Here is a 23,909-nt window from a genome sequence, read left to right as displayed (position 1 = left end):
AAGCCATGTAGCCTGCGTCTAAGCAAGACAAGGTAAAGAAATAAAATGGGCAGCATGCATCCCGTACAGGTGATCGCGGTGACCGGCGGCAAAGGTGGCGTCGGGAAAACTAACGTGTCAGTGAATTTGTCCCTGGCCCTGGCAGAGCTTGGCCGTCGCGTCATGCTGCTGGATGCTGACCTGGGCCTGGCGAACGTGGACGTTCTGCTGGGGCTGACACCCAAACACACCCTTGCCGATGTGATCGAAGGCCGTTGTGAGCTGCGCGATGTGCTGCTGCAAGGCCCCGGTGGCATTCGCATCGTGCCGGCCGCCTCAGGCACCCAGAGCATGGTGCATCTGAGCCCGGCGCAGCATGCCGGCCTGATCCAGGCGTTCAGCGATATCGGCGACAACCTCGACGTGCTGGTGATCGACACCGCCGCCGGCATCGGCGAGTCGGTGGTCAGCTTCGTGCGCGCAGCGCAAGAAGTGCTGCTGGTGGTGTGCGATGAACCCACCTCCATCACCGACGCCTATGCCCTGATCAAGCTGCTGAACCGTGACTACGGCATGAACCGCTTCCGCGTGCTGGCCAACATGGCCCAAAGCCCGCAGGAAGGGCGGAATCTGTTCGCCAAGTTGACCAAGGTCACGGATCGCTTTCTCGATGTCGCCTTACAATACGTGGGCGCAGTTCCCTATGACGAGTGTGTGCGCAAGGCTGTGCAAAAGCAGCGTGCAGTCTATGAAGCGTTCCCTCGTTCGAAGTGCGCACTGGCGTTCAAGGCTATTGCCCAGAAGGTCGATACTTGGCCGTTGCCTGCCAACCCTCGGGGGCATCTGGAGTTTTTCGTCGAGCGATTGGTGCATCAGACGAGCGCAGGACCGGTGCTATGACATCCAGCGGCTACAACCTTTACAAAAAGTCGGCACGTGACAGCCAGGGCGAACTGATCGAGCGCTATGCGCCCTTGGTCAAGCGCATTGCCTATCACTTGCTGGCACGCCTGCCTGCCAGTGTGCAGGTTGAGGACTTGATCCAGGCCGGCATGATCGGCCTGCTCGAAGTGTCGACCAAATACGACGCGAGCAAGGGCGCGAGTTTCGAGACGTATGCGGGTATCCGCATTCGAGGGGCGATGCTCGATGAAGTGCGTAAAGGGGATTGGGCGCCGCGTTCGGTACACCGCAATACGCGCATGGTCAGTGACGCAATTCGCGCAATTGAAGCAAAAACCGGTCGTGACGCTAAAGATCACGAAGTTGCGGCCGAACTCCAATTGAGTCTCGACGATTACTACGGGATTTTGAACGATACCTTGGGCAGCCGCCTGTTCAGTTTCGACGACCTTTTGCAGGACGGCGAACACGAAGGGCTGCACGAGGACGGCGCGAGTGCACATCTCGAACCGTCGCGCGACCTGGAAGACGAACGTTTCCAGGGCGCGTTGGCGGAGGCGATTGCCAATTTGCCGGAGCGTGAGCGACTGGTGTTGGCGCTGTACTACGACGAAGAGCTGAACCTCAAGGAAATCGGTGAGGTCCTGGGGGTCAGCGAATCGCGTGTCAGCCAGCTGCATAGCCAGTGCGCAGCCCGCTTGCGGGGGCGATTGGGAGAGTGGCGCGCGCGCTGACAGGCAGTGTGGGGACACTGCAGACGCTACCGCGAAGGCTTCACGCTTTCGCGGGTTCGTGCCGTGGTGCCCTGGGCAGTCCTTTTTGTGTAACGCCTGTTGATTGAAATGGCGCGTCCAGGTGCTGGGCGCGTTTAAGACTGCTTGGAGGTCGAATTGGACAAGAACATGAAAATCCTCATCGTTGATGACTTCTCAACGATGCGGCGGATCATAAAAAACCTGTTGCGTGACCTTGGGTTCACCAACACGGTCGAGGCGGATGACGGCCTGACGGCGATTCCGATCCTCAACAGCGGGAGCATCGACTTTCTGGTAACCGACTGGAACATGCCGGGCATGACCGGCATCGACTTGCTGCGTCACGTGCGCGCCGATGAAAAACTGCGCAGCTTGCCTGTGTTGATGGTGACCGCCGAAGCCAAGCGTGAACAGATCATCGAAGCCGCCCAAGCCGGGGTTAACGGTTACGTGGTCAAGCCATTCACGGCGTTGGCCTTGAAAGAGAAGATCGAAAAAATCTTCGAACGCATCCACGGCTGATATCACCACGGGGGAGCTATGGAGCATAAAGAAACGTCACAGGGCGATTTTGAATCGACCCTGAAAAAACATGCTCACCAGTTGGTCGACAGCCTTGAAAAAGGCCAGTTCGGCGACGCGGTGCAGTTGATCCATGAGCTTAACCAGACCCGTGACCGCGGCCTGTATCAGGAAGTGGGCAAGCTCACACGCGAGCTGCACAGTGCAATCGTCAATTTTCAGATTGACCCGCACATGCCCCAGGCCGAAGAAATCTCGCAGATCACTGACGCCACCGAACGCCTGTCCTATGTGGTCAGGCTGACCGAGGCGGCGGCCAACCGCACCATGGACCTGGTGGAAAACGCCACGCCGTTGGTCAATGGCATGGCCACCGAAGCACAAGCGCTCAGCGTTGACTGGGGCCGCTTCATGCGCCGCGAAGTGGGGGCTGAGGAGTTTCGTGAGTTGGCGCGTCGGGTCGACGCTTTTCTGTCGCGCAGCGAACAGGAAAACCGCACGGTGGCCAGCAACCTCAATGACATTCTGCTGGCCCAGGATTACCAGGACCTCACCGGTCAGGTGATCAAGCGCGTGACCCAACTGGTCACCGAAGTGGAAAGCAACCTGCTCAAATTGGTGCTCATGGCCGGCCAGGTCGACCGTTTTGCCGGCATCGAACATGACCGCGCAGCGATCCTCTCGGAAAAAGATCCACAAAAACATCTCGCCAAGGGTGAAGGTCCGCAGATTCATGCCGATAAACGTGAAGACGTTGTGTCAGGTCAGGATGACGTAGATGACCTGTTATCCAGTTTAGGCTTCTAAGGAGCACCCACATGAGCTTCGGCGCCGATGAAGAAATCCTTCAGGATTTCCTTGTAGAGGCCGGCGAAATTTTAGAGCAACTGTCCGAACAACTGGTCGAGCTGGAAAGCCGACCGGATGATGCGAACCTGCTCAATGCAATTTTTCGCGGTTTTCACACTGTAAAAGGGGGCGCCGGCTTCCTCCAGCTCCATGAGCTGGTGGAGTGCTGTCACATCGCCGAGAACGTGTTCGACATCCTGCGCAAGGGTGAGCGTCACGTCGACTCGGAACTGATGGACGTGATTCTCGAAGCATTGGATGCGGTCAACGGCATGTTCAGCGAGGTGCGCGAACGTGCGCCGATCACGGCCGCCACGCCGGAGCTGTTGGCTGCGCTGGCGCGTCTGGCCGAACCTGCCGATACGTCAGTTGCGCCGGTAGCCGCGCCTGAGCCTGTGTTTGAAGCCGAGCCGGATGTGACCGACAGCGAGTTCGAACAGCTGCTCAACTCCCTGAGCGCGGTGAAGGCCGAAGCTGAAGCACCGCAAGCGGCGACTGCGCCTGCCGTGCCGACCAGCGAAGACATTACCGACGCAGAATTCGAATCGCTGCTCGACCAGTTGCACGGTAAAGGCCAGTTCGCGCCGGACGCCGTGGCGCCTGCCGCCGAGCCGGCAGCGCCTGCTGCGCCTGCAAGCACCGACATTACCGACGACGAATTCGAAGCGCTGCTCGACCAACTGCATGGCAAGGGCACGTTTGCCGCCGAAGCCTTGCCGGAAGTCGCCGCCATTGCGGCCGCACCTGCGGCCAGTGCCGCGCCTGCCAGCGTTGAGCCTGGCGCTGATGGCCTGATCTCCGATCACGAATTCGAAGCGCTGCTGGACGAGTTGCACGGCAAGGGCAAGTTCTCCGAAGTGGCCCCGGCCGCCGCGGCGACTGCCACGCCGGTAGCCGCCAAGCCTGCGCCTGCCAAAGCTGCCGCGCCAGTGGCTGCCAAGCCTGCACCGGCACCGGCTGCCGCACCGGCGCGTGCCGCAGCGGCGCCGGTGGCGGAAAAACCTGCCAGTGAAGCCGAAACCACCGTGCGGGTTGATACCGCGCGCCTGGACGACATCATGAACATGGTCGGCGAACTGGTGCTGGTGCGTAACCGCCTGGTGCGCCTGGGCTTGAACAGCGGCGACGAAGCCATGCAAAAGGCCGTGTCGAACCTCGACGTGGTCACCGCAGACTTGCAGACCGCCGTAATGAAAACGCGCATGCAGCCGATCAAGAAAGTCTTCGGCCGCTTCCCGCGTCTGGTTCGCGACCTGGCGCGCCAGCTCAAGAAAGAAATCAACCTGGAACTGGTGGGTGAAGAAACCGACCTCGACAAAAACCTTGTCGAGGCCCTGGCCGACCCACTGGTCCACTTGGTGCGCAACGCCGTCGACCACGGCGTGGAAACCCCGGAAGAACGCGAAGCTTCGGGCAAGTCGCGCAACGGCAAGGTGATTCTGGCGGCCGAACAGGAAGGCGACCATATCCTGCTGTCGATCACCGATGACGGCAAAGGCATGGACCCGGCGATTCTGCGCAATATCGCGGTCAAGCGCGGGGTGATGGACAAGGACGCCGCCGACCGCCTGACCGACACCGAGTGCTACAACCTGATCTTCGCCCCGGGCTTCTCGACCAAGACCGAGATTTCCGACGTGTCCGGCCGTGGCGTGGGCATGGACGTGGTGAAGACCAAGATCAGCCAGCTCAACGGCTCGATCAACATTTACTCGACCAAGGGCCAGGGCTCCAAGATCGTGATCAAGGTGCCGTTGACCTTGGCGATCATGCCCACCCTGATGGTGATGCTGGGCAACCAGGCGTTCGCTTTCCCGCTGGTCAACGTCAACGAGATCTTCCACCTCGACCTGTCACGCACCAACGTGGTGGACGGCCAGGAAGTGGTGATCGTGCGCGACAAGGCGTTGCCGCTGTTCTACCTCAAGCGCTGGCTGGTGGCTTCGGCCAAGCATGAAGAGCAGCGCGAGGGCCATGTGGTGATTCTGTCCGTGGGCACCCAGCGTATCGGCTTTGTGGTCGATCAACTGGTGGGCCAGGAAGAAGTGGTCATCAAGCCTTTGGGCAAAATGCTGCAGGGAACCCCAGGCATGTCGGGTGCGACCATCACCGGTGACGGTCGGATCGCGCTGATTCTTGATGTTCCGAGCATGCTCAAGCGTTACGCCGCTCGGCGTATTTGATTCTGGTGGGGCAGGCGGTAGCGCCCGCCCCGCCTAACGGAGTGTTTATGGCAGTCAAGGTCCTGGTGGTGGACGATTCGGGTTTCTTCCGCCGCCGCGTCTCGGAAATTCTTTCCGCCGATCCAACCATCCAGGTGGTCGGCACGGCCACCAACGGTAAAGAGGCGATTGATCAAGCCATTGCGTTGAAACCGGACGTGATCACCATGGACTACGAGATGCCGATGATGGATGGCATCACCGCAGTCCGACACATCATGCAGCGCTGCCCGACCCCGGTGTTGATGTTCTCCTCGCTGACCCACGAAGGCGCCCGGGTGACCCTCGACGCGCTGGACGCGGGTGCGGTGGACTTCCTGCCGAAGAATTTCGAAGACATCTCGCGCAACCCCGACAAGGTCAAGCAGATGCTGTGCGAGAAGGTGCACAGCATTTCGCGCAGCAACCGTCGCAGTCTGTTCAGCGCACCGGCGCCCGCGCCGGTAGCCGCGCCGACGCCGACGCCGACCACCTCGACGTTTGCGCGCCCGGCACCGGCACCGATCGCCCGGCCTGCGGTGGCGCCAGTGCGTGCCCCGGCAGCGAGCGCGCATTCGCCTGCGCCCAAGCGCAAAGCCTACAAGCTGGTGGCCATCGGTACGTCTACCGGCGGCCCGGTGGCGTTGCAACGGGTGCTGACCCAACTGCCGGCCAACTTCCCGGCGCCGATTGTGTTGATCCAGCACATGCCCGCCGCCTTTACCAAGGCCTTCGCCGAGCGCTTGGACAAGCTGTGCCGCATCAGCGTCAAGGAAGCCGAGGATGGCGACATCCTGCGCCCAGGCCTGGCGTTGCTGGCACCGGGCGGTAAGCAGATGATGGTCGACGGCCGTGGCGCGATCAAAATCCTGCCGGGCGATGAGCGCCTGAACTACAAGCCGTGTGTGGATATCACCTTCGGTTCGGCGGCCAAGTCCTACGGCGACAAAGTTCTGGCGGTGGTCCTCACCGGCATGGGCGCCGACGGCCGTGAAGGCGCACGCCTGCTCAAGCAGGGCGGCAGCGCGATCTGGGCCCAGGACGAAGCCAGCTGCGTGATCTATGGCATGCCCATGGCCATCGTCAAGGCGGACCTGGCTGACGCGGTTTATAGCCTGGACGACATCGGCAAACATCTGGTGGAGGCCTGCCTCTGATGGATGTCTTGAGCCTGATTGGCATCACCATGGCGTTTGTCGCGATTATCGGCGGCAACTACCTGGAAGGCGGCCACCTCGGCGCCTTGGCCAATGGCCCGGCGGCGCTGATCGTGATTGGCGGCACCGTGGGCGCGGCGCTGTTGCAGTCGCCGCTGAGTTCCTTCAAGCGCGCCATGCAGATTCTGGTGTGGATCATCTTCCCGCCACGCGTGGACTTGCCGGGCGGCATTGACCGTGTCGTCAACTGGAGCCTCACCGCGCGCAAGGAAGGCCTGCTGGGCCTGGAAGGCGTGGCCGATGCCGAGCCCGACAGCTACGCGCGCAAAGGCCTGCAACTGCTGGTCGATGGCGCCGAACCCGAGGCGATTCGCAGCATTCTGGAAGTGGACTTCTACACCCAGGAAAGCCGCGATATCAACGCCGCCAAAGTCTTTGAAAGCATGGGCGGCTATGCGCCGACCATCGGCATCATCGGTGCGGTGATGGGCCTGATTCACGTGATGGGCAACCTGGCCGACCCGTCGCAGCTGGGCAGCGGCATTGCCGTGGCCTTTGTCGCGACCATCTACGGCGTGGCGAGTGCCAACCTGGTGTTGTTGCCGGTGGCCAGCAAGCTCAAATCGATCGCCATGCGCCAGTCGCGTTACCGCGAAATGCTGTTGGAAGGCATTCTGTCGATTGCCGAGGGTGAGAACCCGCGCTCCATCGAATTGAAGCTTCAGGGCTTCATGGATTGATGGCCATGGGTATCGACGTGTCGGGCGTGTGGTTGTGGCGAGCGAGCTTGTTGTGGCGAGTGGGCTTGTTGTGGCGAGTGAGCTTGTTGTGGCGAGTGAGCTTGCTCACGCTGGGCTGCGAAGCAGCCCCAAACCCAAACACCGCAACCTGTCTGCACAAACGCATTGCCTGGAATGGGGCCGCTTCGCGCCCCAGCGCGAGCAAGCTCGCTCGCCACAGTGAGTCTGGCCACAGTGAAGCGGGCACCAGTGAGTCTGGCCACAGTGAAGCGGGCACCAGTGAGTCGGGCCACAGTGAAGCGGTCAATATTGCTCAGCGAGGTATCTGCCTGTGAGCCGTCGCCGCCGCGAGCCTGAAGAGCACGTCAACCATGAACGCTGGCTGGTGTCCTACGCCGACTTCATCACCTTGCTGTTCGCGTTTTTTGTGGTGATGTACTCCATCTCGTCGATCAACGAAGGCAAGTACAAGATTATTTCCCAGGCGCTGGTGGGCGTATTCAACGACACCGAACGCTCGCTCAAGCCGATCCCGATTGGCGAGGAGCGGCCCAAGACCGTGACTCCGGCCAAGCCGCTGGTCAATGACAGCGACGAAACCGCCGCCGGCATCGGTGGCACCAGCGACCCGCTCAAAAGCATCGCCGATGACATCAGTGCCGGGTTTGGCGACTTGATCAAATCCAACCAGATGACCGTGCGCGGCAATGAGTTGTGGGTGGAGATCGAGCTTAATTCCAGCCTGCTGTTTGCCAGCGCCGATGCGTTGCCGAGCGATCAGGCGTTTACCATCATCGACAAGGTGGCGGCGATTCTCAAACCGTTTGAGAACCCGATCCACGTCGAAGGCTTTACCGACAACTTCCCGATCAGCACCGCGCAGTACCCGACCAATTGGGAGCTGTCCTCGGCACGGGCCTCGAGCATCGTGCGCATGCTCGCGATGCAGGGCATTAACCCTGGGCGCCTGGCGTCGGTGGGCTACGGTGAGTTCCAGCCGGTAGCCAATAACGCCACCGCCGAAGGCCGCGCACGCAACCGCCGGGTGGTGCTGGTGGTGTCACGTAACCTGGATGTGCGCCGCAGCCTGACCGGCACCGGCACTGCCAATGCAACACCGGATGCGGCCTTGAAGCGGGCTGGCACACAAACTGCACCGCCAACCGTTAAGCCGCCGGTTCGTCAGAGCGCCGTCAATTCTCCGTCGCCGGCTCAATAATGTTATGTAATGTCTCGGTCGCGCCTTAGCCTACCGGGAGGAACCAACTGAATGAGAGTCTGGGCAGTTGCCAATCAAAAGGGTGGAGTCGGCAAGACCACCACGTCCATCGCCTTGGCCGGCTTGCTGGCCGAGGCGGGCAAGCGTGTGGTCGTGGTCGACCTGGACCCGCACGGCTCGATGACCAGTTATTTCGGCTATGACCCGGACGCGCTGGAGCACAGCTGCTACGACCTGTTCCTGCACAAAGGCAGCGTACCGGCAGATTTGCCGGGGCAATTGCTGTTGCCCACCAGCAACGAGAGCATCTCGCTGTTGCCGTCGAGCACCGCGCTGGCGACCCTTGAGCGCCAATCGCCAGGGCAAAGCGGCCTGGGCCTGGTGATCGCCAAGACCCTGGCGCAACTGTGGCAGGACTTCGACTACGCAATTATCGACAGCCCGCCCTTGCTGGGCGTGCTGATGGTCAACGCCTTGGCGGCCAGCCAGCAGTTGGTGATCCCGGTGCAGACCGAACACCTTGCGGTCAAAGGCCTGGAGCGTATGGTCAGCACCTTGGCGATGATCAACCGTTCGCGCAAACAGGCGCTGCCGTACAGCATCGTGCCCACCCTGTTTGACCGGCGTACCCAAGCGTCACTGGGCACCTTGCGGGTGTTGCGCGATGCGTACCCGGAAACCATCTGGAACGGCTACATTCCGGTGGACACGCGCCTGCGTGACGCCAGCCGCGCCGGGCTTACACCGTCGCAGTTCGACGGCAAGAGCCGTGGCGTACTGGCTTACCGTGCGTTGCTCAAGCATTTGCTGTCCCAGCAACTTGTGGCGCAGGTGGCGTGATGAACCGTCCCGTTGAGCTTAAAACTCGGCCGCAACTGGCACTGGAGTCCTACCTGGACGCCTTGCTGCAGGAAGCGACGGCCGAGGAATTGCCGGAACCGATTCTGGTACTTGAACCTGCTGTCATTGAACCTGTTGCCCTTGAGCCTGCTGCCCTCGAATCCGAAAGCGCCCTGGATGAATTCCAACTGGCCGTGCTGGAAGAGCAGGCGCGTGATGCCCACGTGGTAGTGCCGATTGTGCCTGTGCCCGTGGTGGTTGAACCCGTGGTGGAAGTGCATCTGCCGCCGAGCATCACGCCGCCGCCGGCCACGGGCGATGGTCGCCCGGCGTGGGCGGCCGAGCCGTTCGAGTGCCTGCTGTTCGACGTCGCCGGGTTGACCCTGGCGGTGCCGCTGGTATGCCTGGGGTCGATTTACTCGCTGGAAGGCCAGGAGTTGACGCCGCTGTTCGGGCAACCGGAGTGGTTCCTCGGCATTCTGCCCAGCCAGGCCGGCAACCTCAAGGTGCTGGACACGGCGCGCTGGGTGATGCCCGACCGCTACCGCGATGACTTTCGCCAAGGCTTGCAATACGTGATCTCGGTGCAGGGCTACGAATGGGGGCTGGCGGTGCATCAAGTCAGCCGCTCGTTGCGCCTGGACCCCAATGAAATCAAGTGGCGCAGCCAACGGGGCCAACGGCCCTGGCTGGCAGGCACCGTGATTGAACATATGTGCGCGTTGCTCGACGTCGCCGAACTGGCCGAGTTGATCGCCAGCGGTGCGGTCAAGACGATGCCACAGAACAAACGCAGTTGATTGAACAATAAGGGCCGTGCGGTTGCGCGGTCGAAGAAGCACACACTGAAGGGGTCAGGGGTATGAACAAGTCAGCGTCCGCACAAGGTTTGGATGATCCGATCCTGCAATGGGTTACCTTCAAACTGGACAATGAAACCTACGGCATTAACGTGATGCGCGTGCAGGAAGTGCTGCGCTACACCGAGATCGCTCCGGTGCCGGGTGCGCCAAGCTACGTGCTGGGCATTATCAACCTGCGCGGCAACGTGGTGACGGTGATCGACACCCGCCAGCGTTTCGGCCTGGTGCCGACCGAGGTCAACGACAACACGCGTATCGTGATCATCGAAGCCGACAAGCAAGTGGTCGGGATCATGGTCGACAGCGTGGCTGAAGTGGTTTACCTGCGTCAGTCGGAAGTCGAGACCGCGCCGAACGTGGGCAATGAAGAATCGGCCAAGTTTATCCAGGGCGTGTGCAACAAGAACGGCGAACTGCTGATTCTGGTTGAGCTGGACAAGATGATGAGCGAAGAAGAATGGTCGGATCTGGAGAACATCTGATTGTTTCTTGATGCGGTGGTGATTGTCCTGGCCCTGCTGTGGGCCGGGACCTTGGCATTCCTGCTGCGCTATATGCGCCAGCAACGGGAGTTGGCCGTGCAACAGGCCGAGCGCGATGCGGTGCGTGACCGGCGGATTCTGGATCTGGTCAAGCGCGTGGATCACTTCCAGCAGACGGCGGTGAAGGTTGGGGATGAGGTGCATGAACTGCGCGCGATTCTTGGGCCATTGCCGGATAAGTTGGCGCAGATTGAGCAGCGTGATCCTTCAAGCCTGTCGTTTGCCCAGGCGGCTAAATTGGTCGGCATGGGCGCGACGGTGGATGAACTGACGCAGTCGTGTGGGTTGACCCAGGCTGAGGCGCAGTTGATGAGCAAGTTGCACAAGGGCTGATCGCGGCGATCCTCTGAGACACCGCGGGCTAAAAATGTGGGGCTTGCTCGCTAAGGCGGCCTCCTGCTCGATCACCATTGTCCTGAGACACTTCGGTCTAATTGTGGGAGCTGGCTTGCCTGCGATGCAGACACCTTGGTGTATCAGGCACACAGAGTTGATGCTATCGCAGGCAAGCCAGCTCCCACATTTGACCGTGTATGGATCTGCTGTTGCTGGGGGCTTATGCTTTTGATCCGACCTGAATGGTTGGCTCAAAAGCGCATCAACGTGCTTTCGGGCTACCGATACATTCCTTATAGCAAGGCTCCACACGTACATCCGGCCTGTCGTCGACGTAGAAGCCGTCGCGATTGGGCATCTTCAGATGAGTGAGGGTGGCAGCATCTATCGTGGCGTTCGCTTCCACTATCTGGTTTTTGTTGAGGATATAGCCCACCACTGCGTACACCTGATCATTGCTCAGCGACTGCGGTTGCTGGAAGGGCATGGTGCGCCTGACATAGTCGAACAGGGTGGTTGCGTAGGGCCAGTAACTGCCGACCGTTTTGATCGGTTTGGGCGTGGGGAGCGAGCCGGCGCCGCCCATTAGTGCCGGGCCCGTGCCGCCCTCCAGATGGGCGCCGTGGCAGCCAAGGCAGGCGGTTTGATAGACCTTTTCGCCTTCCATGACCGTGCCTTGTCCGGCGGGCAGGTTCTTGCCGTCGGGGGCGACGTCGATAGTCCAGCGGGCGATGTAGTGCTCTGTCACCGGCTGCCCCAAGCCGGTTTTCGGAGCCGTCGATGCGCACGAAACCACGCCCATGCTCAGTAATCCCAATGCCAAGGCGGTAAGGTTATGCACGGCCATTGGTCACCTCCCCATTGGCATTGATGCGCCAGGGCTGGATGGCATTGTTGTGGTAGAACGAAAAGTCCCCGCGCACGGCTTTCAGTTGTTGCAGGCTGGGTTGCACGTAGCCGGTCTCGTCGATGGCGCGGCTCATGATGAGCATTTCTTTGCCCTGCCATTCGAAGGGCGCGCGAAATACCGTGAGGCATTTGTTCAGCACCGGCTCCTGCAGCGTGGCCGCATACCAGTTGTTCCCGCCGTCGACGGAGACGTCCACGCGGGTGATTTTGCCGTTGCCGCTCCAGGCGATTCCGCGTATTTCATGCGGGCCTTTGCGGGTGAGTGTCTGGGTGCCGGACGGGGCGGTGATGAGTGATTTGCACTCCATCACGAAGGAAAACTTCCTCGCGCGCCCATCCGGCATCAAGTCGGTGTATTTGGCCGTTTCCTCACGGCTGTAGGCCGGGGCATCGGTGACATGCAGGCGGCGCAGCCACTTGATATGGGTATTGCCTTCATAACCCGGCACGATAAGGCGCAGGGGGTAACCCTGTTCGGGGCGCAGCCTTTCGCCGTTCTGGCTGTAGGCCACCAACACGTCATCCAGGCATTTGTCGAGCGGCAGGCTGCGGGTCATGGCCGCACCATCGGCGCCCTCTGCCACAATCCATTTCGCCTCAGGCTTGAGGCCAGCCGCGTGCAACAAGGTTTTCAGCGGCACGCCGATCCACTCGGCACAGCTGACCAGGCCCGCGACTTCAGCGGCGGTTTTGCCCCAGGGCGGCAGGAATGAAGGGTTGCCCGAGCATTCGATGAAGTGGATACGCGAGACGGCGGGAAACTGGCGCAGCTCATCGAGGGTGAACAGCAGGGCAGTGTCGGTCAGCCCATGAATCACCAGGAAGTGCCTGGCCGGGTCAATCGCTGGCACACCGGCGTGATGGCGTTCAAAAAACAGCCCGTTGGGCGTGATGATGCCGTCCAGTTCCTGCAGGGGCGACGTGCTGTAGGCCGACATGCGTTCGGTAAGCCCGGGGTAGAGATTGCGCACCGCATCCGTCTCAAAGCTGGACGGTTTACCGTAGGGCACACCGGTGGGACCGCCCAAGGTTTTTGTCCAGGCCGGCACTTCCAGTTGGGCATCGGTAGAAGTGGGCGATTGTGCCGCGCGTGCCAGCGGCCCAAACGTAGCCCCGAGTGCGGCGCTGCCCACCAGCAGGCCGGTTTTACCAAGAAAGTCCCGACGGGCCAAAGGGGCGGTGATTGCAGGTTTATCGTGTGTTGAGTCGTCCTTCATTCCGGCTCTCCTGAGCAAAAATTTTGGCGACTCACCAGCGGTTCACGCTGCACCATGGGTTTTAATGTAGTCGGGTTTTAGTCACAGGCGTAGAAATTGACGTAACCCGGCAGCGAATTAATTTTCAAACGGATGGCTTTTTTCTTCTCCTCAAAGGTCAACATCCTTCAGGAACCCTTGAACCCAGGAGAATGACCCCATGACCACCCCCAAAGCACTGTTGATCCTGCACGGCAAGCAAGCCCTCAATGAGGACGTGCGCGCTGCCGTGCAGGCCCGGCGCGAGCAGGGTTGGGAGCTGGCGGTACGGGTGACGTGGGAGGGCGGCGATGCCCAGCGCCTGGTCAATGAAGCCTTGGCCGATGGCTATACCCACTTGATCGCCGGTGGTGGCGACGGCACCTTGCGCGACGTGGCCGAGGCCATGGCCTTGGCCAAGACCGACGCCAGCCTGGTGTTGATGCCGCTGGGCACCGCCAATGACTTTGCCCGCGCCGCCGGCGTGCCGCTGGAGCCTGAACGCGCGCTGGCGCTGCTGGATGTGCCGCCCAGGGCCATCGACCTTGGTCAGGCGGGTGGGCAGATGTTCCTCAATATGGCCACCGGCGGCTTTGGCAGCCAGGTCACCGCCAATACCTCCGAAGACCTGAAAAAAGTGCTGGGCGGCGCGGCGTACCTGTTCACCGGGTTGTCGCGTTTCAGCGAGTTGAAGGCGGCGTATGGCGAGCTGGAAGGGCCGGGCTTTCACTGGAAGGGCGACTTGCTTGCGCTGGGCATCGGCAACGGCCGCCAGGCGGGCGGTGGGCACGTACTGTGCCCCGGCGCGCTGGCCGATGATGGCTTGCTTGATATCAGTATTTTGCCGGCGCCCCAGGAAGTGGTCGGCACGCTGATGACCCTGATGAGTGACGGCTGGGGCCTGGACAATATGTTTGTCCGTGCGCGCCTGCCGTGGGTCGAGATCAAGGTGGCCGAAGGGCTGTATATCAACCTTGATGGGGAGCCATTGAAAGGCGATGACCTGCGTTTTTCCGCGCTGCCCAAGGCCCTGCGCGTGCACTTGCCGCTGGGTTCGCCGTTAGTCGTCCAGGCTGATGATCTGCTCGCGAACGGCGAATAACACCAGGCCCGCCACGTCGAAAATCTGCAGGCGTTTCATGATCTGCGAGCGGTGCGCCTCCACCGTTTTGATGCTCAAGCCCAGGCCCTGGGCGATTTCCCGCGTGGACTTGCCGCGCACGATCAAACGCAGGATCTCCAGCTGGCGCGCCGTGAGGTTGTGGCTGTCAGCGGCAGGGGAGATCGGCCCCTGGCTGCGGATCAGCGCCTGGTTGATCACCGTGTGGGCAATCGCAGGGCTCAGGTAGCGCTCGTTGTTACGCAAGGCCAGCAGGGCGTGTTCCAGCTCGCTGGCGGTGGTGTCCTTGAGCAGGTAGCCATGGGCGCCGGACTCCAGCGCGCGCATGATCAGCTCCGGGTCGGTGTGCATCGACAGGATCAGCACCTTGCTTTTGGGGTAGGCCGCCTTGAGTTGCTGTAGCGCGTCGAGGCCGCCGGTGTATTTCATCGACAGGTCGAGCAGCACGATATCCGGCTGCAGGGCGCTGAATGTCTCCAGCAATTGCGCGCCATCGCTGGCCTCGCCGATCACGCTGTAGCCTGGGATGTCCTGGATCAGCGCGCGTACGCCGGCCCGGATCAGTGCGTGGTCATCCACCAGGAGTAAGTTGCAAGTCACTCGAGAACCTTAGGGGAATTGGCCCGTTCGAGGGCGCGGGGCGCCCAGGGGAAAAGCGCTTCGATGCGCGTGCCTTTGCCTGGCTGGCTGCTGACAGACAACGCACCGCCCAGTTGGTCGATGCGCTCGCGCATGCCGGCCATGCCGCGTTGGCCTTCCAGGCTGGGGTTGAGCGCCGGTGAAAAGCCCAGGCCGTCATCGCAGATCATCAGCGACAGGCCTTCGGGCAGGCGTTGCAGGCGTACCAGCACATTCTGCGCCTGGGCATGGCGCAACATATTGGTCACCGCTTCCTGGGTGATGCGAAAGGCTGCCACGGCCATTTCTTCCGGGATGCCGGTCAGGCGCTGCTGGCATTCCAGGCTCCAGTGCACCGAGGTGTTTTCCAGGGTCTTGAGCAAGTGCGCGCGCAGGCTTGCCTCAAGGCCCAGGCTGGCCAACTGGCGGGGGTTGAGGATGGCGGACACGTCGCGCACTTTGGCCAGGGTTTCGTTCAAGGTATTGCATAACACTGTGCATTGGCTTTGCAGATCGTCGGGCAGGCGGCGCTTGAGCCATTCGCTTTGCAGTTTGGCGGCGGTCAGCAGTTGGCCGATATCGTCATGCAATTCGCGGCTGAGGCGGTGGCGCTCGTTTTCCTGGACCTGCAGCAGGCGGTCGGCCAGTTCCTGCGGCTGGAACTTGATCGATTTGCGCGAGCGCCACTGCTGCAGCCCCACCACCACCAAGGTGGCCAGGTTGAGCAGCACGATCAGCAAAGGCAGGGGAGCTGAGCGTGTGTAGGCCCACAGACTGAGCAACAGCGAGCAAAGGCACAGGGCGAGGACCAGGCGGCGGGCATTGCTGCGGGACACGGACCTTGCGATGAGTGACTTTAGGCTGGCGTACATAGCGGATGGAGCCACTGAAGGTTCGCTGCGGGAAGACCGGTCATGGCGGCTGACGGGGCTCTGTGTGGAATGCGGTGCTGGAACGTTTTTTTATACATGATGAAGTTGAGTCACTTCGAGCGGGGCATAGTACCACCACTATTACCGTTGGTCGCCTGGCGCCTTACCCGGTGCGGTTTAATCTGCGCCAAACGCCGAGGAACCTGACTCTGTAGTTCAAAGAGTCAGCCGTTTACCCAGGGTAATTATATTAATTGTGTTTGTTTGTATCGATAATGCGGTGATGGCTAATTGATATATAGCCCGCGCATCATTGTCGACCGCTTAATATACGGTCGTTTTTAGATAACTCGACGATCAAATACGACCTGCCGACACTCAGGACGCGTGATGTACGCGCTGTTGTGGTTTATGCGTGAAGTCTTTCTGTGGGATCTGCAAGGTGACGGTCGCGATCAGTGTGGTTTGTTCGCTGTCGTCCAGCGTCAGTTCGCCCGTACGGATGTCGATCAGTTCCAGTTGCCAGGCCAGTAACGTCAGGCAGTCATGCAGGGCAGTCAGCGCCTGGTCATGCAGCTCCAAGGGGCTGGCGGCGTTGGCGATCAGGCATTGGATATGTCGGGAAAACTCGCTGATTGCCTGCAGGGCCAGGCCTTCGGCCTTTTCCGCCAGCTTGGCCAGGCTGATTTTCATGCAGTCAATGGCATCGCTGTCATTGCGAATCAGGTGTAAATGGTGCAAGCACTCTTCTGACTTGGCCAACAGCTTTTCGGCTTCGAGCAGAAACTCGGGAAGTGCAGTTTGCCATTCGTTTGCGCTATTCATCATACAAGTCTCCGCAACATAAGGTCGGGTGATGAGATGCCGCACCGGGTGAATGGCGTAAAACTACCGCTGAAATATGACTGAGATCTGTAGCCTGCTTCTGAAATTCCAGTAGGACCGTTACTTGAATGATCAGAGTAGCCGTGGAAGGGCCTGGTCATTCGGGTCATTTGCACAACTTTGGTTGCCGCCACGTATAAGTCTGGAAGACCCGTGGGCCGAGGGCTTGGTATGGCAAACAAAAGCCTGACTCCATTCATGCAATGAGAATGGCGTCACATTAATGGCTATTAGATATCGCGAATATCAGGTCGGGCCTGATTGTGCATAGGGGAATCCCTTACGCAGCGGAACCCTGCGTCGATTTGAATGTCGCGCAAGGTCGCTGTACTGCCGTCTGGAGAGCAGATTGCAGTAAACCATGATGTCAGTGTGACATCAATGAATTTACATGGCATTTTACCAGGGTCAAGGTCTGGCGCTTGCCGCCGATAACAAGCCTTAAGTGAGCTGCACAATCCCACATCAGGAGCTTTTAATGGCCGGCATTCTCGACACGGTAGATCAACGCACGCAACTGGTGGGTGAGAATCGCCTGGAGATCCTCATGTTTCGCCTGGCCGGGCGGCAACTGTTTGCGATTAACGTGTTCAAGGTTCAGGAAGTCCTGCAACTGCCAAAGTTGACCTTGATGCCCCAGCGTCACCCGTTTGTCTGCGGCGTGGTCAACCTGCGGGGCCAGACCCTGCCGGTGATCGACCTGTCCCAGGCCATCGGCATGCGCCCGCTGGTGCCGGGGCCGAACAGCACAATTATCGTCACCGAGTACAACCGTTCGGTGCAGGCCTTCCTGGTGGGCGGTGTGGATCGCATCGTCAACATGAACTGGGAAGCCATCCTGCCGCCACCGGCCAGCGCCGGGCGCCAGCATTACCTCACGGCCATCAGCAAGGTCGATGACCAGTTGGTGGAAATCATCGACGTGGAAAAAGTCCTCGCCGAAATCGTGCCGTATAACGCCAAAGTCTCGCGTGAAAAACTTGAAGACCCGGTGCTGGAACGTGCCCGTGGCCGCGAAGTGCTGCTGGTGGACGATTCCAACGTGGCCCTCTCGCAACTGCGCGACACCCTGGGGCAACTCGGCGTGAAGATGCACATTGCCAGCGACGGCCTCAAGGCCCTGAACATGCTCAAGGCCTGGGCCGACAGTGGCCAGGTCATGACCGACAAGTTGCTGATGATCTTCACCGACGCCGAAATGCCCGAGATGGACGGCTACCGCCTGACCACCGAGATCCGCAACGATCCGCGCCTGCGTGGCCTTTACGTGGTGCTGCACACCTCGCTGTCGGGCAGCTTCAACGACTCGATGGTCAAGAAGGTCGGCTGCGACAACTTCCTGTCCAAATTCCAGCCCGACAAGCTGGTGGATGTGGTGCGCCAGCGCTTGATGTTGGACGAAGTGCCCGCCTGAGCAGGCGGCCTGTTGTGGCAGGCAGGCTTGTGATGGCAAGCAGGCTTACCGGTCACAAGAGTACCAGCGACCTTTGATTCTGGAAGTCCCGTCCTATAGGGTGGCGCTTCGTCCCCCTCAGGAATGCAGGCCCATGCTTCGTCTCAGCGCGCTGTACCGTTACCCCTTGAAGTCCGGCAAGGCCGAAACCTTGCAGCACGTCGGCCTGGATAAACTCGGGCTGGACGGGGATCGACGCTGGATGCTGGTGGACGAAGCCAGTGGCCGATTCCTGACCCAGCGGGCGGTGGCGAAGATGAGCCAGTTGTCGGCATTGTGGAACAGCGCCGGTGGCCTGACCCTGAATTCACCTGGCTTTGCCGCGCTGGACGTGGCGCTGCCCGGCAGCGATGCCGAGTTGCGCGGCGTCACTATTTGGCGCGACACCCTGCGTGTGCCGGATGCCGGCGATGCGGCGGCGGCCTGGGTCAGTGACTTTATCGGCAAGCCCACGCGGCTGGTGCAGGTGCCGCTGGCACGCGCACGTACCACTGAAGCGGGTTATGGCGAGGACGACGATCAGGTCGGTTTTGCCGATGGTTTCCCGCTGCTGCTGATCGGCCAGGCCTCGTTGGACGACTTGTCCCAGCGCATCGGCCGCCCGATGGAGATGTTGCGTTTCCGCCCCAATCTAGTGATTGAAGGCAGCGAGGCCTTCGCCGAAGACGGTTGGAAACGCCTGCGTATCGGCGATGTGGAGTTTCGCGTGGTCAAGTCGTGCTCGCGCTGCATCCTCACCACCATCGACCCGGCCAGCGGCGAGCGCAGCGCCGACCGCGAACCGCTGGCGACCCTCAAGACCTACCGTGAGCAGGACGGTAACGTCCTGTTCGGCCAGAACCTGGTCAACGATGGCAGCGGCGAATTAGCCGTCGGAATGCCCGTGACGATCCTGGAATAAAAAATGCCCGTCTCCTGCGAGACGGGCATTTTTTTGCGCTGTAAGCCTTAGCCGCGGTATTCGCACAGGTAAGCGGTGTCTACGGCGACCTTCAGCTGGAACTTGCTGTTGGCCGGCACGTTGAACTGGCTGCCGGCGGCGAAGGTTTCCCAGGCGTTGGCGTCTGGCAGCTTGACGGACAGGGCGCCGGACACCACGTGCATGATTTCACGCTGGGCGGTGCCGAATTCGTATTCACCCGGGGCCATCACGCCGATGGTCGCAGGGCCTTCTGCGGTGCCGAAAGCGATCGACTTGACGGTGCCGTCGAAGTACTCGTTGACTTTGAACATGGGTGAATCCTCGGAAAAGGGTCTGGAAAGGTCAGCCAGTATGCCCAAGGCCAGGGGAGCTGCCTAGACCGGCAAAATCAACGGTAGCAGGCGTGCGGTGTTGCGCGCGTCTTCCAGTGCCCGATGTTGCTGGCCATGGAACTGCATCCCCGCCAATTGCAGCGCGCCATTGAGCCCCAAGGGCTTGTCCAGGCGCCGGGCCTTGGCGAAACGCTGCTTGAGGTTCACATGCGCGGTCTGGGCGAGCGCGCTGGTCAGGCCATGGCGTTGCCATTCAAGTTCAAGCTGTGCGCGGTCGTAGTCGCCCCAGCTGGCCCAGCCTTCCAGGCGCGCTTGATGCTGGCCCAGCCAACGCTCGAACAAGGGCCACACCTCGGTGATCGGCGCCGCCGCGTCGATGTTGGCCTGGGTGATATGCGTGAGTTGGCGACAGAACGGCGTCAGCAGGGGCCGGCGCAGCGGCCGCACAAAACGCTGGAAGTGATCCAGCTCGCGGCCCTGGCGGTTCACCAGGCTGGCGCCGATCTCGATGACTTCCATCTCCGTCACGGGCCAGCCGCCTTCATCCGTTGTGGCTTCAAGGTCAATAATCAGCCAATGGGGCATCGTGCAGGTTCCCGTACTCGTCTTTTCCTGATGGGGATAGAGCGTAGCTGGGCCGTGTAGTTCCGCCTAGGGGGTTATTCGATCTCCAGCAAAACCTGGCGATTGCGCACTTGATCACCTGCGACGACCTGCACACCCTTGATCACACCGTCGATGCCGGCCGTCAGCGGGTGTTCCATTTTCATGGCTTCGAGCACCAGCAGCAGTTGGCCTTTGCTGACGCGTTCACCGGCGCTCACGCGTATATCGACAATCGCACCATCCATCGGCGCCTTGACGATGCCGGTGCTGGCGTCGGCCTGGCGGCTGGCGACCTGTTGAGTGCGGTTGATGATCTTCACGCCCGGCAACCAGAGTTGAGTGTCGTCCAAATGGTAGGGCAGGCGCCGGCGAATGCCGTCGATCGCCAGCGTGGCCCAGCGGCCGTCGGTGGTCAGGTCGCGGACCTCGATGCCGTTGGCGTGCAGGTGGTTGCCCTCCAGTACGCTGACGTCGAGGTCCCGCACCTCGTCGTTCACCGCCAGGCGAAAGCGCCAGGGCGCATTGTTGCGCCATCCCGACAAACCTTGGCGATGGGCGCTGGCGCTGTGTTGGTAAAACAACGCGGCGGCCAGGGCAAGCTGCTCTTCTGTCGCGGCCTGACGCGGGATGTGAGGGAAGTGCTCGGCGATAAACCCGGTGCTGAACTCACCTGCGATAAAGTCCGCCTGCCTGAGCAGGTCGGCCAGCAAACCCTGGTTGGTGGTGACGCCCAGCAACACCGTGTCCTGCACTGCGCGCAGCAATTTGCGCCGCGCCTCTTCGCGGGTGGCGCCGTGGGCGATGATTTTGCCCAGCATGGCGTCATAGAACGGGCTGATACGCTGGCCTTCCAGCACGCCATGGTCGATGCGTACGCCGCCAGCCGGTTCCCAGCGCAGCACATCGCCGGTTTGCGGCAAAAAGCCTTGGGCCGGGTCCTCGGCGTACAGGCGCACTTCCATGGCGTGGCCGGTCAGGGTCACGTCGGCCTGTTGCAATGGCAGCGGTTCGCCGGCAGCGATGTTCAGTTGCAACTCAACCAGGTCCAACCCCGTGATCAGTTCGGTGACCGGGTGCTCCACTTGCAGGCGGGTGTTCATTTCCAGGAAGTAGAAGTGGCCGTTGCGGTCGAGCAGGAACTCGACCGTGCCGGCGCCGACGTAATTGACCGCGCGCCCAGCCTTCAGCGCCGCTTCGCCCATGGCTTGGCGCAGCGTTGGCGTCATCACCGGGCAGGGCGCTTCTTCGATGACTTTCTGGTGGCGACGCTGGATCGAGCAGTCGCGTTCGCCCAGGTAAATGAGGTTGTTGTGGCTGTCGCCGAACAATTGGATTTCAACGTGGCGCGGGTCGATCAGGGCTTGTTCGAGGATCAGTTCGTCACTGCCAAACGCGTTGAGGGCTTCGGAGCGTGCGGTGCGCAGTTGGTCGAGCAGTTGGCTGCCGTCGTGGACCAGGCGCATGCCACGCCCGCCACCGCCGGCACTGGCTTTGATCATCAGCGGGTAGCCGATGCGCTCAGCTTCTTGCTGCAAGGTCGCGTCATCCTGGGCATTGCCTTGGTAACCGGCGATGCACGGCACACCCGCGTCGAGCATGGCGAGTTTGGACTGGCGTTTGCTGCCCATCAGCTCGATGGCGGCCACGCTGGGGCCGATGAAGGTGAGGCCGGCGTCCAGGCAGGCTTGGGCGAATCCAGCGTTTTCGGAAAGGAAACCGTAGCCGGGGTGGATGGCGTCGGCGCCTGTGCGTCTGGCGGCGTCGAGGATGGCCGGGATGTTGAGGTACGACAGGTTGACGGGTGCGGGGCCGATAGGGACGGCTTCGTCGGCCATTTGCACGTGCAGGGCCTGGGCGTCGGCGTCGCTGTAGACGGCGACGGTGCGGTAGCCCAGGGCTTGGGCGGTGCGTTGGATGCGGCAGGCGATTTCGCCGCGGTTGGCGATCAGGATTTTGGTGAATGCAGGCATGGGTTTATCCCTTGGCACATTGGGTGAATGTTCGGCCCCTATCGCAGGCAAGCCAGCTCCCACAGTTTGAAATGCATTCCAAGTGTGGGAGCTGGCTTGCCTGCGATAGCGTCATCGAGACCACCCAGGCTTTCGCTTCTGCACAAACGCCTGCGTCCCCTCAATCCCTTCCTCACTGCTCACCGCCTCGGCAAACCATTGCGCGGCCTGATCCAACAGCGGGCCCACCGGCTGTTCCACACTGGCGAGCAACAGCGCTTTAGTCCGCGCATTCGCCCCCGGCGCACAGCGCAACACCTGCCCCAGCACCTCATCCAATCGTTGCGCCAATGCTTGTGCATCGCGCTCGACGTAATGCACCACGCCCAATCGCTGCGCCTCAACCCCATCAAACCGCGCCGCCGTCAGCGCCAGCCGCCGTGCCTGGGTCAAGCCAATACGCTTGACCACAAACGGCGCAATCTGCGCCGGCAACAAGCCCAGGCTGGTCTCCGGCAGGCCGAACTGTGCCTGGTGGTCGGCAATCGCGATATCACTCACGCAGGCCAGCCCAAAGCCACCGCCCAGCACGGCGCCTTGCAGCACCACGATCACCACTTGCGGCACGGCTTCGACTGCTTGCAGCAGCGTGCCGAAGGCGCGGTTCAGTGCCTGCAACTGCCCGCCCGCCATGACCATGTCTTTCACATCCGCCCCGGCACAGAAGTGCCCGCCGGCGCCGCTGATCACCACGGCGCGCACCTGGCTGTCCAATTGTGCCAAGACCGCATGCAGTTCGTTGACCATTTCCAGGCTCATCGCATTACGGCTGGCGGGGCGGTTAAGGGTGATGTGCAGCACGCCGTTGTGGGGTTCGAGCAGCAGGGTGTTCATGATTTTTTCCCGGGCAGGGTGCCCATCAATTTGCAGATGATGCCCAGCATGATTTCGTCGGCGCCGCCGCCAATCGACACCAGCCGCACATCACGGTAGGCGCGGGCCACCGGGTTGTCCCACATAAAGCCCATGCCGCCCCAGTATTGCAGGCAGCTGTCGCTGACTTCACGGCCCAGGCGCCCGGCCTTGAGTTTGGCCATGGAGGCCAGGCGGGTCACGTCCTGGCCTTTGATGTATTGCTCGGTGGCCTGGTAGACCAGCGCGCGCAGGCATTCGATTTCGGTGGACAGCTCGGCCAGGCGAAAGTGGATGACCTGGTTGTCGATCAGCGCCTTGCCAAAGGTCTGGCGTTCCTTGCAATACTCGATGGTGCTGTCGATGCAGTGCTCCAGGCCCTTGATCATATTGGCCGCGCCAAACAGGCGTTCTTCCTGGAACTGCAGCATTTGCATCATGAACCCCGCGCCTTCGTGGCCGATGCGGTTGCGTTGCGGCACGCGCACGCCGTCGAAAAACACCTGGGCGGTCTCGGAGCTGTGCATGCCGAGCTTTTCCAGTGGCGGGCTGACGCTGATGCCTGGGGTGGTCATTGGCACCATGATCAGTGATTTGTTGATATGCGGCTTGTCGTCGGAGGTGTTGGCCAGCAGGCAGATAAAGTCGGCGCTGGGCGAGTTGGTGATCCACATTTTGCTGCCGTTGATCACGTAGTCGTCGCCGTCCTTGCGCGCGTGGGTTTTAAGCCCCGCCACGTCGGAGCCGGCGCCGGTTTCCGAGACGCCGATGCAGCCCACTTGCTCACCGCTGATGGCTGGGCGCAGGAACTCATCGCGCAGTTCATCGGAGCCGAAGCGGGCGAGGGCGGGCGTGCACATGTCGGTCTGCACGCCGATGGACATGGGGATGCCGCCGCAGCGGATGGTGCCGAACTCTTCGGCGGCGACGATGGAGTAGCTGTAGTCCAGGCCCATGCCGCCAAATTGTTCCGGCTTGGAAATGCCCAGCAGGCCGAGGTCGCCGGCCTTGCGGAAGATCTCGTGAATGGGGAAACGCCCGGCTTTTTCCCATTCGTCCACGTGCGGGTTGATTTCGCGGTCGACGAAGGCACGCACGGTGCGGCGCAGTTCCTGGTGTTCCTGGGTGAAGATCATTGTTGTTGTTCTCCTTGTTGGGACGCGAAGCGTCCTTGGCTGCGTTACCACGCG

Annotated in this window: 25 protein-coding genes; 15 read left to right on the top strand and 10 right to left on the bottom strand. The window is 61.3% G+C overall.

All coding sequences use genetic code 11. The annotated features are described in order from the left end of the window. The first annotated feature begins 45 nt into the window (after positions 1–45). The 12 genes from fleN to PSH96_RS20235 all read left to right on the top strand — a co-directional run bounded on the left by fleN (position 46) and on the right by PSH96_RS20235 (position 10,903). Positions 46–879 (top strand): flagellar synthesis regulator FleN, encoded by an 834-nt coding sequence (gene fleN, locus PSH96_RS20290; protein ID WP_003192912.1) that lies wholly within the window; start codon positions 46–48, stop codon positions 877–879. After that, complete coding sequence (gene fliA / locus PSH96_RS20285) at positions 876–1,616, top strand: RNA polymerase sigma factor FliA (protein ID WP_016973417.1); 741 nt, start codon at positions 876–878, stop codon at positions 1,614–1,616. The genes fleN and fliA overlap by 4 nt, the downstream gene beginning before the upstream one ends. Before the next feature lie 168 nt (positions 1,617–1,784). After that, entirely contained in the window at positions 1,785–2,159 is a 375-nt protein-coding gene (locus PSH96_RS20280) for a chemotaxis response regulator CheY (RefSeq protein ID WP_003192908.1), read from the top strand. Between the two features lie 18 nt (positions 2,160–2,177). Then, positions 2,178–2,966 (top strand): protein phosphatase CheZ, encoded by a 789-nt coding sequence (locus tag PSH96_RS20275; protein ID WP_122257246.1) that lies wholly within the window; start codon positions 2,178–2,180, stop codon positions 2,964–2,966. Between the two features lie 11 nt (positions 2,967–2,977). After that, the gene (locus tag PSH96_RS20270; RefSeq protein ID WP_305454629.1) at positions 2,978–5,191 is read left to right on the top strand and encodes a chemotaxis protein CheA; all 2,214 of its coding nucleotides are present in this window, start codon (positions 2,978–2,980) and stop codon (positions 5,189–5,191) included. Between the two features lie 47 nt (positions 5,192–5,238). Next, a complete protein-coding gene (locus PSH96_RS20265; protein ID WP_058422173.1) occupies positions 5,239–6,366 on the top strand; it encodes a chemotaxis response regulator protein-glutamate methylesterase in 1,128 nt (375 codons plus the stop codon). Beyond that, positions 6,366–7,106, top strand: coding sequence for a flagellar motor protein (locus PSH96_RS20260; RefSeq protein WP_005790033.1), 741 nt, complete (start codon positions 6,366–6,368; stop codon positions 7,104–7,106). Before PSH96_RS20265 ends, PSH96_RS20260 begins: the two co-directional genes overlap by 1 nt. Before the next feature lie 331 nt (positions 7,107–7,437). Further along, a complete protein-coding gene (gene motD / locus PSH96_RS20255) occupies positions 7,438–8,325 on the top strand; it encodes a flagellar motor protein MotD (protein WP_305454626.1) in 888 nt (295 codons plus the stop codon). A gap of 51 nt (positions 8,326–8,376) precedes the next feature. Next, positions 8,377–9,165: a ParA family protein gene (locus PSH96_RS20250; protein WP_065911550.1), complete on the top strand. Its 789-nt coding sequence runs from the start codon at positions 8,377–8,379 to the stop codon at positions 9,163–9,165. Beyond that, positions 9,165–9,965 (top strand): CheW domain-containing protein, encoded by an 801-nt coding sequence (locus PSH96_RS20245; RefSeq protein WP_305454625.1) that lies wholly within the window; start codon positions 9,165–9,167, stop codon positions 9,963–9,965. Before PSH96_RS20250 ends, PSH96_RS20245 begins: the two co-directional genes overlap by 1 nt. A gap of 62 nt (positions 9,966–10,027) precedes the next feature. Continuing rightward, positions 10,028–10,510: a chemotaxis protein CheW gene (locus PSH96_RS20240; protein WP_056861068.1), complete on the top strand. Its 483-nt coding sequence runs from the start codon at positions 10,028–10,030 to the stop codon at positions 10,508–10,510. Beyond that, entirely contained in the window at positions 10,511–10,903 is a 393-nt protein-coding gene (locus PSH96_RS20235) for a DUF2802 domain-containing protein (protein ID WP_056861069.1), read from the top strand. Positions 10,904–11,168: 265 nt separating this feature from the next. Here the strand turns inward: PSH96_RS20235 and PSH96_RS20230 are convergent, their stop codons facing one another. Together PSH96_RS20230 and soxC are read right to left on the bottom strand one after the other, a co-directional pair. After that, the gene (locus PSH96_RS20230; protein ID WP_305454622.1) at positions 11,169–11,753 is read right to left on the bottom strand and encodes a c-type cytochrome; all 585 of its coding nucleotides are present in this window, start codon (positions 11,751–11,753) and stop codon (positions 11,169–11,171) included. Next, positions 11,740–13,032, bottom strand: a complete 1,293-nt coding sequence (soxC, locus tag PSH96_RS20225) for a sulfite dehydrogenase (RefSeq protein ID WP_305454620.1) — start codon at positions 13,030–13,032, stop codon at positions 11,740–11,742. Before soxC ends, PSH96_RS20230 begins: the two co-directional genes overlap by 14 nt. 199 nt (positions 13,033–13,231) lie before the next feature. On the opposite strand from soxC, the gene yegS reads away from it, so the two are divergent. Continuing rightward, entirely contained in the window at positions 13,232–14,152 is a 921-nt protein-coding gene (gene yegS / locus PSH96_RS20220; RefSeq protein WP_056861072.1) for a lipid kinase YegS, read from the top strand. Here yegS and PSH96_RS20215 read toward each other — a convergent pair. The 3 genes from PSH96_RS20215 to PSH96_RS20205 form a co-directional block, all read right to left on the bottom strand. Then, complete coding sequence (locus PSH96_RS20215; RefSeq protein ID WP_056861073.1) at positions 14,111–14,770, bottom strand: response regulator transcription factor; 660 nt, start codon at positions 14,768–14,770, stop codon at positions 14,111–14,113. The genes yegS and PSH96_RS20215 overlap by 42 nt on opposite strands. Next, positions 14,767–15,660 carry a sensor histidine kinase gene (locus PSH96_RS20210; protein ID WP_305454617.1) on the bottom strand — a complete coding sequence of 298 codons (894 nt, stop codon included), beginning with the start codon at positions 15,658–15,660 and terminating at the stop codon, positions 14,767–14,769. Before PSH96_RS20210 ends, PSH96_RS20215 begins: the two co-directional genes overlap by 4 nt. Before the next feature lie 378 nt (positions 15,661–16,038). Next, a complete protein-coding gene (locus tag PSH96_RS20205; RefSeq protein ID WP_305454615.1) occupies positions 16,039–16,488 on the bottom strand; it encodes a hypothetical protein in 450 nt (149 codons plus the stop codon). A gap of 535 nt (positions 16,489–17,023) precedes the next feature. Here PSH96_RS20205 and PSH96_RS20200 point away from each other — a divergent pair. Both PSH96_RS20200 and PSH96_RS20195 read left to right on the top strand, forming a co-directional pair. After that, entirely contained in the window at positions 17,024–17,959 is a 936-nt protein-coding gene (locus PSH96_RS20200) for a chemotaxis protein CheV (RefSeq protein WP_017134971.1), read from the top strand. 133 nt (positions 17,960–18,092) lie between these two features. Continuing rightward, on the top strand, positions 18,093–18,899 hold the full coding sequence (locus PSH96_RS20195) for an MOSC domain-containing protein (RefSeq protein ID WP_305454612.1): 807 nt from the start codon (positions 18,093–18,095) through the stop codon (positions 18,897–18,899). Between the two features lie 47 nt (positions 18,900–18,946). Here PSH96_RS20195 and PSH96_RS20190 read toward each other — a convergent pair whose 3' ends face one another. The 5 genes from PSH96_RS20190 to atuD all read right to left on the bottom strand — a co-directional run bounded on the left by PSH96_RS20190 (position 18,947) and on the right by atuD (position 23,855). Beyond that, entirely contained in the window at positions 18,947–19,231 is a 285-nt protein-coding gene (locus tag PSH96_RS20190) for a pyrimidine/purine nucleoside phosphorylase (RefSeq protein WP_010566373.1), read from the bottom strand. A 63-nt stretch (positions 19,232–19,294) separates the two neighbouring features. Next, complete coding sequence (locus PSH96_RS20185) at positions 19,295–19,837, bottom strand: exonuclease domain-containing protein (protein WP_017134973.1); 543 nt, start codon at positions 19,835–19,837, stop codon at positions 19,295–19,297. 74 nt (positions 19,838–19,911) lie between these two features. Further along, the gene (locus tag PSH96_RS20180) at positions 19,912–21,828 is read right to left on the bottom strand and encodes an acetyl/propionyl/methylcrotonyl-CoA carboxylase subunit alpha (RefSeq protein WP_305454610.1); all 1,917 of its coding nucleotides are present in this window, start codon (positions 21,826–21,828) and stop codon (positions 19,912–19,914) included. 111 nt (positions 21,829–21,939) lie between these two features. Further along, entirely contained in the window at positions 21,940–22,701 is a 762-nt protein-coding gene (locus PSH96_RS20175; protein ID WP_305454608.1) for an enoyl-CoA hydratase/isomerase family protein, read from the bottom strand. Continuing rightward, positions 22,698–23,855: a citronellyl-CoA dehydrogenase gene (atuD, locus tag PSH96_RS20170; protein WP_056861079.1), complete on the bottom strand. Its 1,158-nt coding sequence runs from the start codon at positions 23,853–23,855 to the stop codon at positions 22,698–22,700. Before atuD ends, PSH96_RS20175 begins: the two co-directional genes overlap by 4 nt. Positions 23,856–23,909: the final 54 nt, after the last annotated feature.

Source organism: Pseudomonas sp. FP2338, assembly GCF_030687515.1.
Classification (GTDB): Bacteria; Pseudomonadota; Gammaproteobacteria; order Pseudomonadales; family Pseudomonadaceae; genus Aquipseudomonas; species Aquipseudomonas salomonii.
This window is presented reverse-complemented; position numbering and strand designations above follow the sequence as displayed.

Bases quoted from the DNA above. Each gene is read 5' to 3' on its own strand.
- yegS (WP_056861072.1), top strand. From the start codon at position 13,232: ATGACCACCCCCAAAGCACTGTTGATCCTGCACGGCAAGCAAGCCCTC.
- PSH96_RS20250 (WP_065911550.1), top strand. From the start codon at position 8,377: ATGAGAGTCTGGGCAGTTGCCAATCAAAAGGGTGGAGTCGGCAAGACC.
- PSH96_RS20240 (WP_056861068.1), top strand. From the start codon at position 10,028: ATGAACAAGTCAGCGTCCGCACAAGGTTTGGATGATCCGATCCTGCAA.
- PSH96_RS20180 (WP_305454610.1), bottom strand. From the start codon at position 21,828: ATGCCTGCATTCACCAAAATCCTGATCGCCAACCGCGGCGAAATCGCC.
- PSH96_RS20205 (WP_305454615.1), bottom strand. From the start codon at position 16,488: ATGATGAATAGCGCAAACGAATGGCAAACTGCACTTCCCGAGTTTCTG.
- PSH96_RS20175 (WP_305454608.1), bottom strand. From the start codon at position 22,701: ATGAACACCCTGCTGCTCGAACCCCACAACGGCGTGCTGCACATCACC.
- PSH96_RS20275 (WP_122257246.1), top strand. From the start codon at position 2,178: ATGGAGCATAAAGAAACGTCACAGGGCGATTTTGAATCGACCCTGAAA.
- fleN (WP_003192912.1), top strand. From the start codon at position 46: ATGGGCAGCATGCATCCCGTACAGGTGATCGCGGTGACCGGCGGCAAA.
- PSH96_RS20265 (WP_058422173.1), top strand. From the start codon at position 5,239: ATGGCAGTCAAGGTCCTGGTGGTGGACGATTCGGGTTTCTTCCGCCGC.
- PSH96_RS20200 (WP_017134971.1), top strand. From the start codon at position 17,024: ATGGCCGGCATTCTCGACACGGTAGATCAACGCACGCAACTGGTGGGT.
- PSH96_RS20185 (WP_017134973.1), bottom strand. From the start codon at position 19,837: ATGCCCCATTGGCTGATTATTGACCTTGAAGCCACAACGGATGAAGGC.
- PSH96_RS20270 (WP_305454629.1), top strand. From the start codon at position 2,978: ATGAGCTTCGGCGCCGATGAAGAAATCCTTCAGGATTTCCTTGTAGAG.
- PSH96_RS20230 (WP_305454622.1), bottom strand. From the start codon at position 11,753: ATGGCCGTGCATAACCTTACCGCCTTGGCATTGGGATTACTGAGCATG.
- PSH96_RS20280 (WP_003192908.1), top strand. From the start codon at position 1,785: ATGAAAATCCTCATCGTTGATGACTTCTCAACGATGCGGCGGATCATA.
- PSH96_RS20260 (WP_005790033.1), top strand. From the start codon at position 6,366: ATGGATGTCTTGAGCCTGATTGGCATCACCATGGCGTTTGTCGCGATT.
- PSH96_RS20210 (WP_305454617.1), bottom strand. From the start codon at position 15,660: ATGTACGCCAGCCTAAAGTCACTCATCGCAAGGTCCGTGTCCCGCAGC.
- atuD (WP_056861079.1), bottom strand. From the start codon at position 23,855: ATGATCTTCACCCAGGAACACCAGGAACTGCGCCGCACCGTGCGTGCC.
- PSH96_RS20195 (WP_305454612.1), top strand. From the start codon at position 18,093: ATGCTTCGTCTCAGCGCGCTGTACCGTTACCCCTTGAAGTCCGGCAAG.
- fliA (WP_016973417.1), top strand. From the start codon at position 876: ATGACATCCAGCGGCTACAACCTTTACAAAAAGTCGGCACGTGACAGC.
- PSH96_RS20245 (WP_305454625.1), top strand. From the start codon at position 9,165: ATGAACCGTCCCGTTGAGCTTAAAACTCGGCCGCAACTGGCACTGGAG.
- PSH96_RS20190 (WP_010566373.1), bottom strand. From the start codon at position 19,231: ATGTTCAAAGTCAACGAGTACTTCGACGGCACCGTCAAGTCGATCGCT.
- soxC (WP_305454620.1), bottom strand. From the start codon at position 13,032: ATGAAGGACGACTCAACACACGATAAACCTGCAATCACCGCCCCTTTG.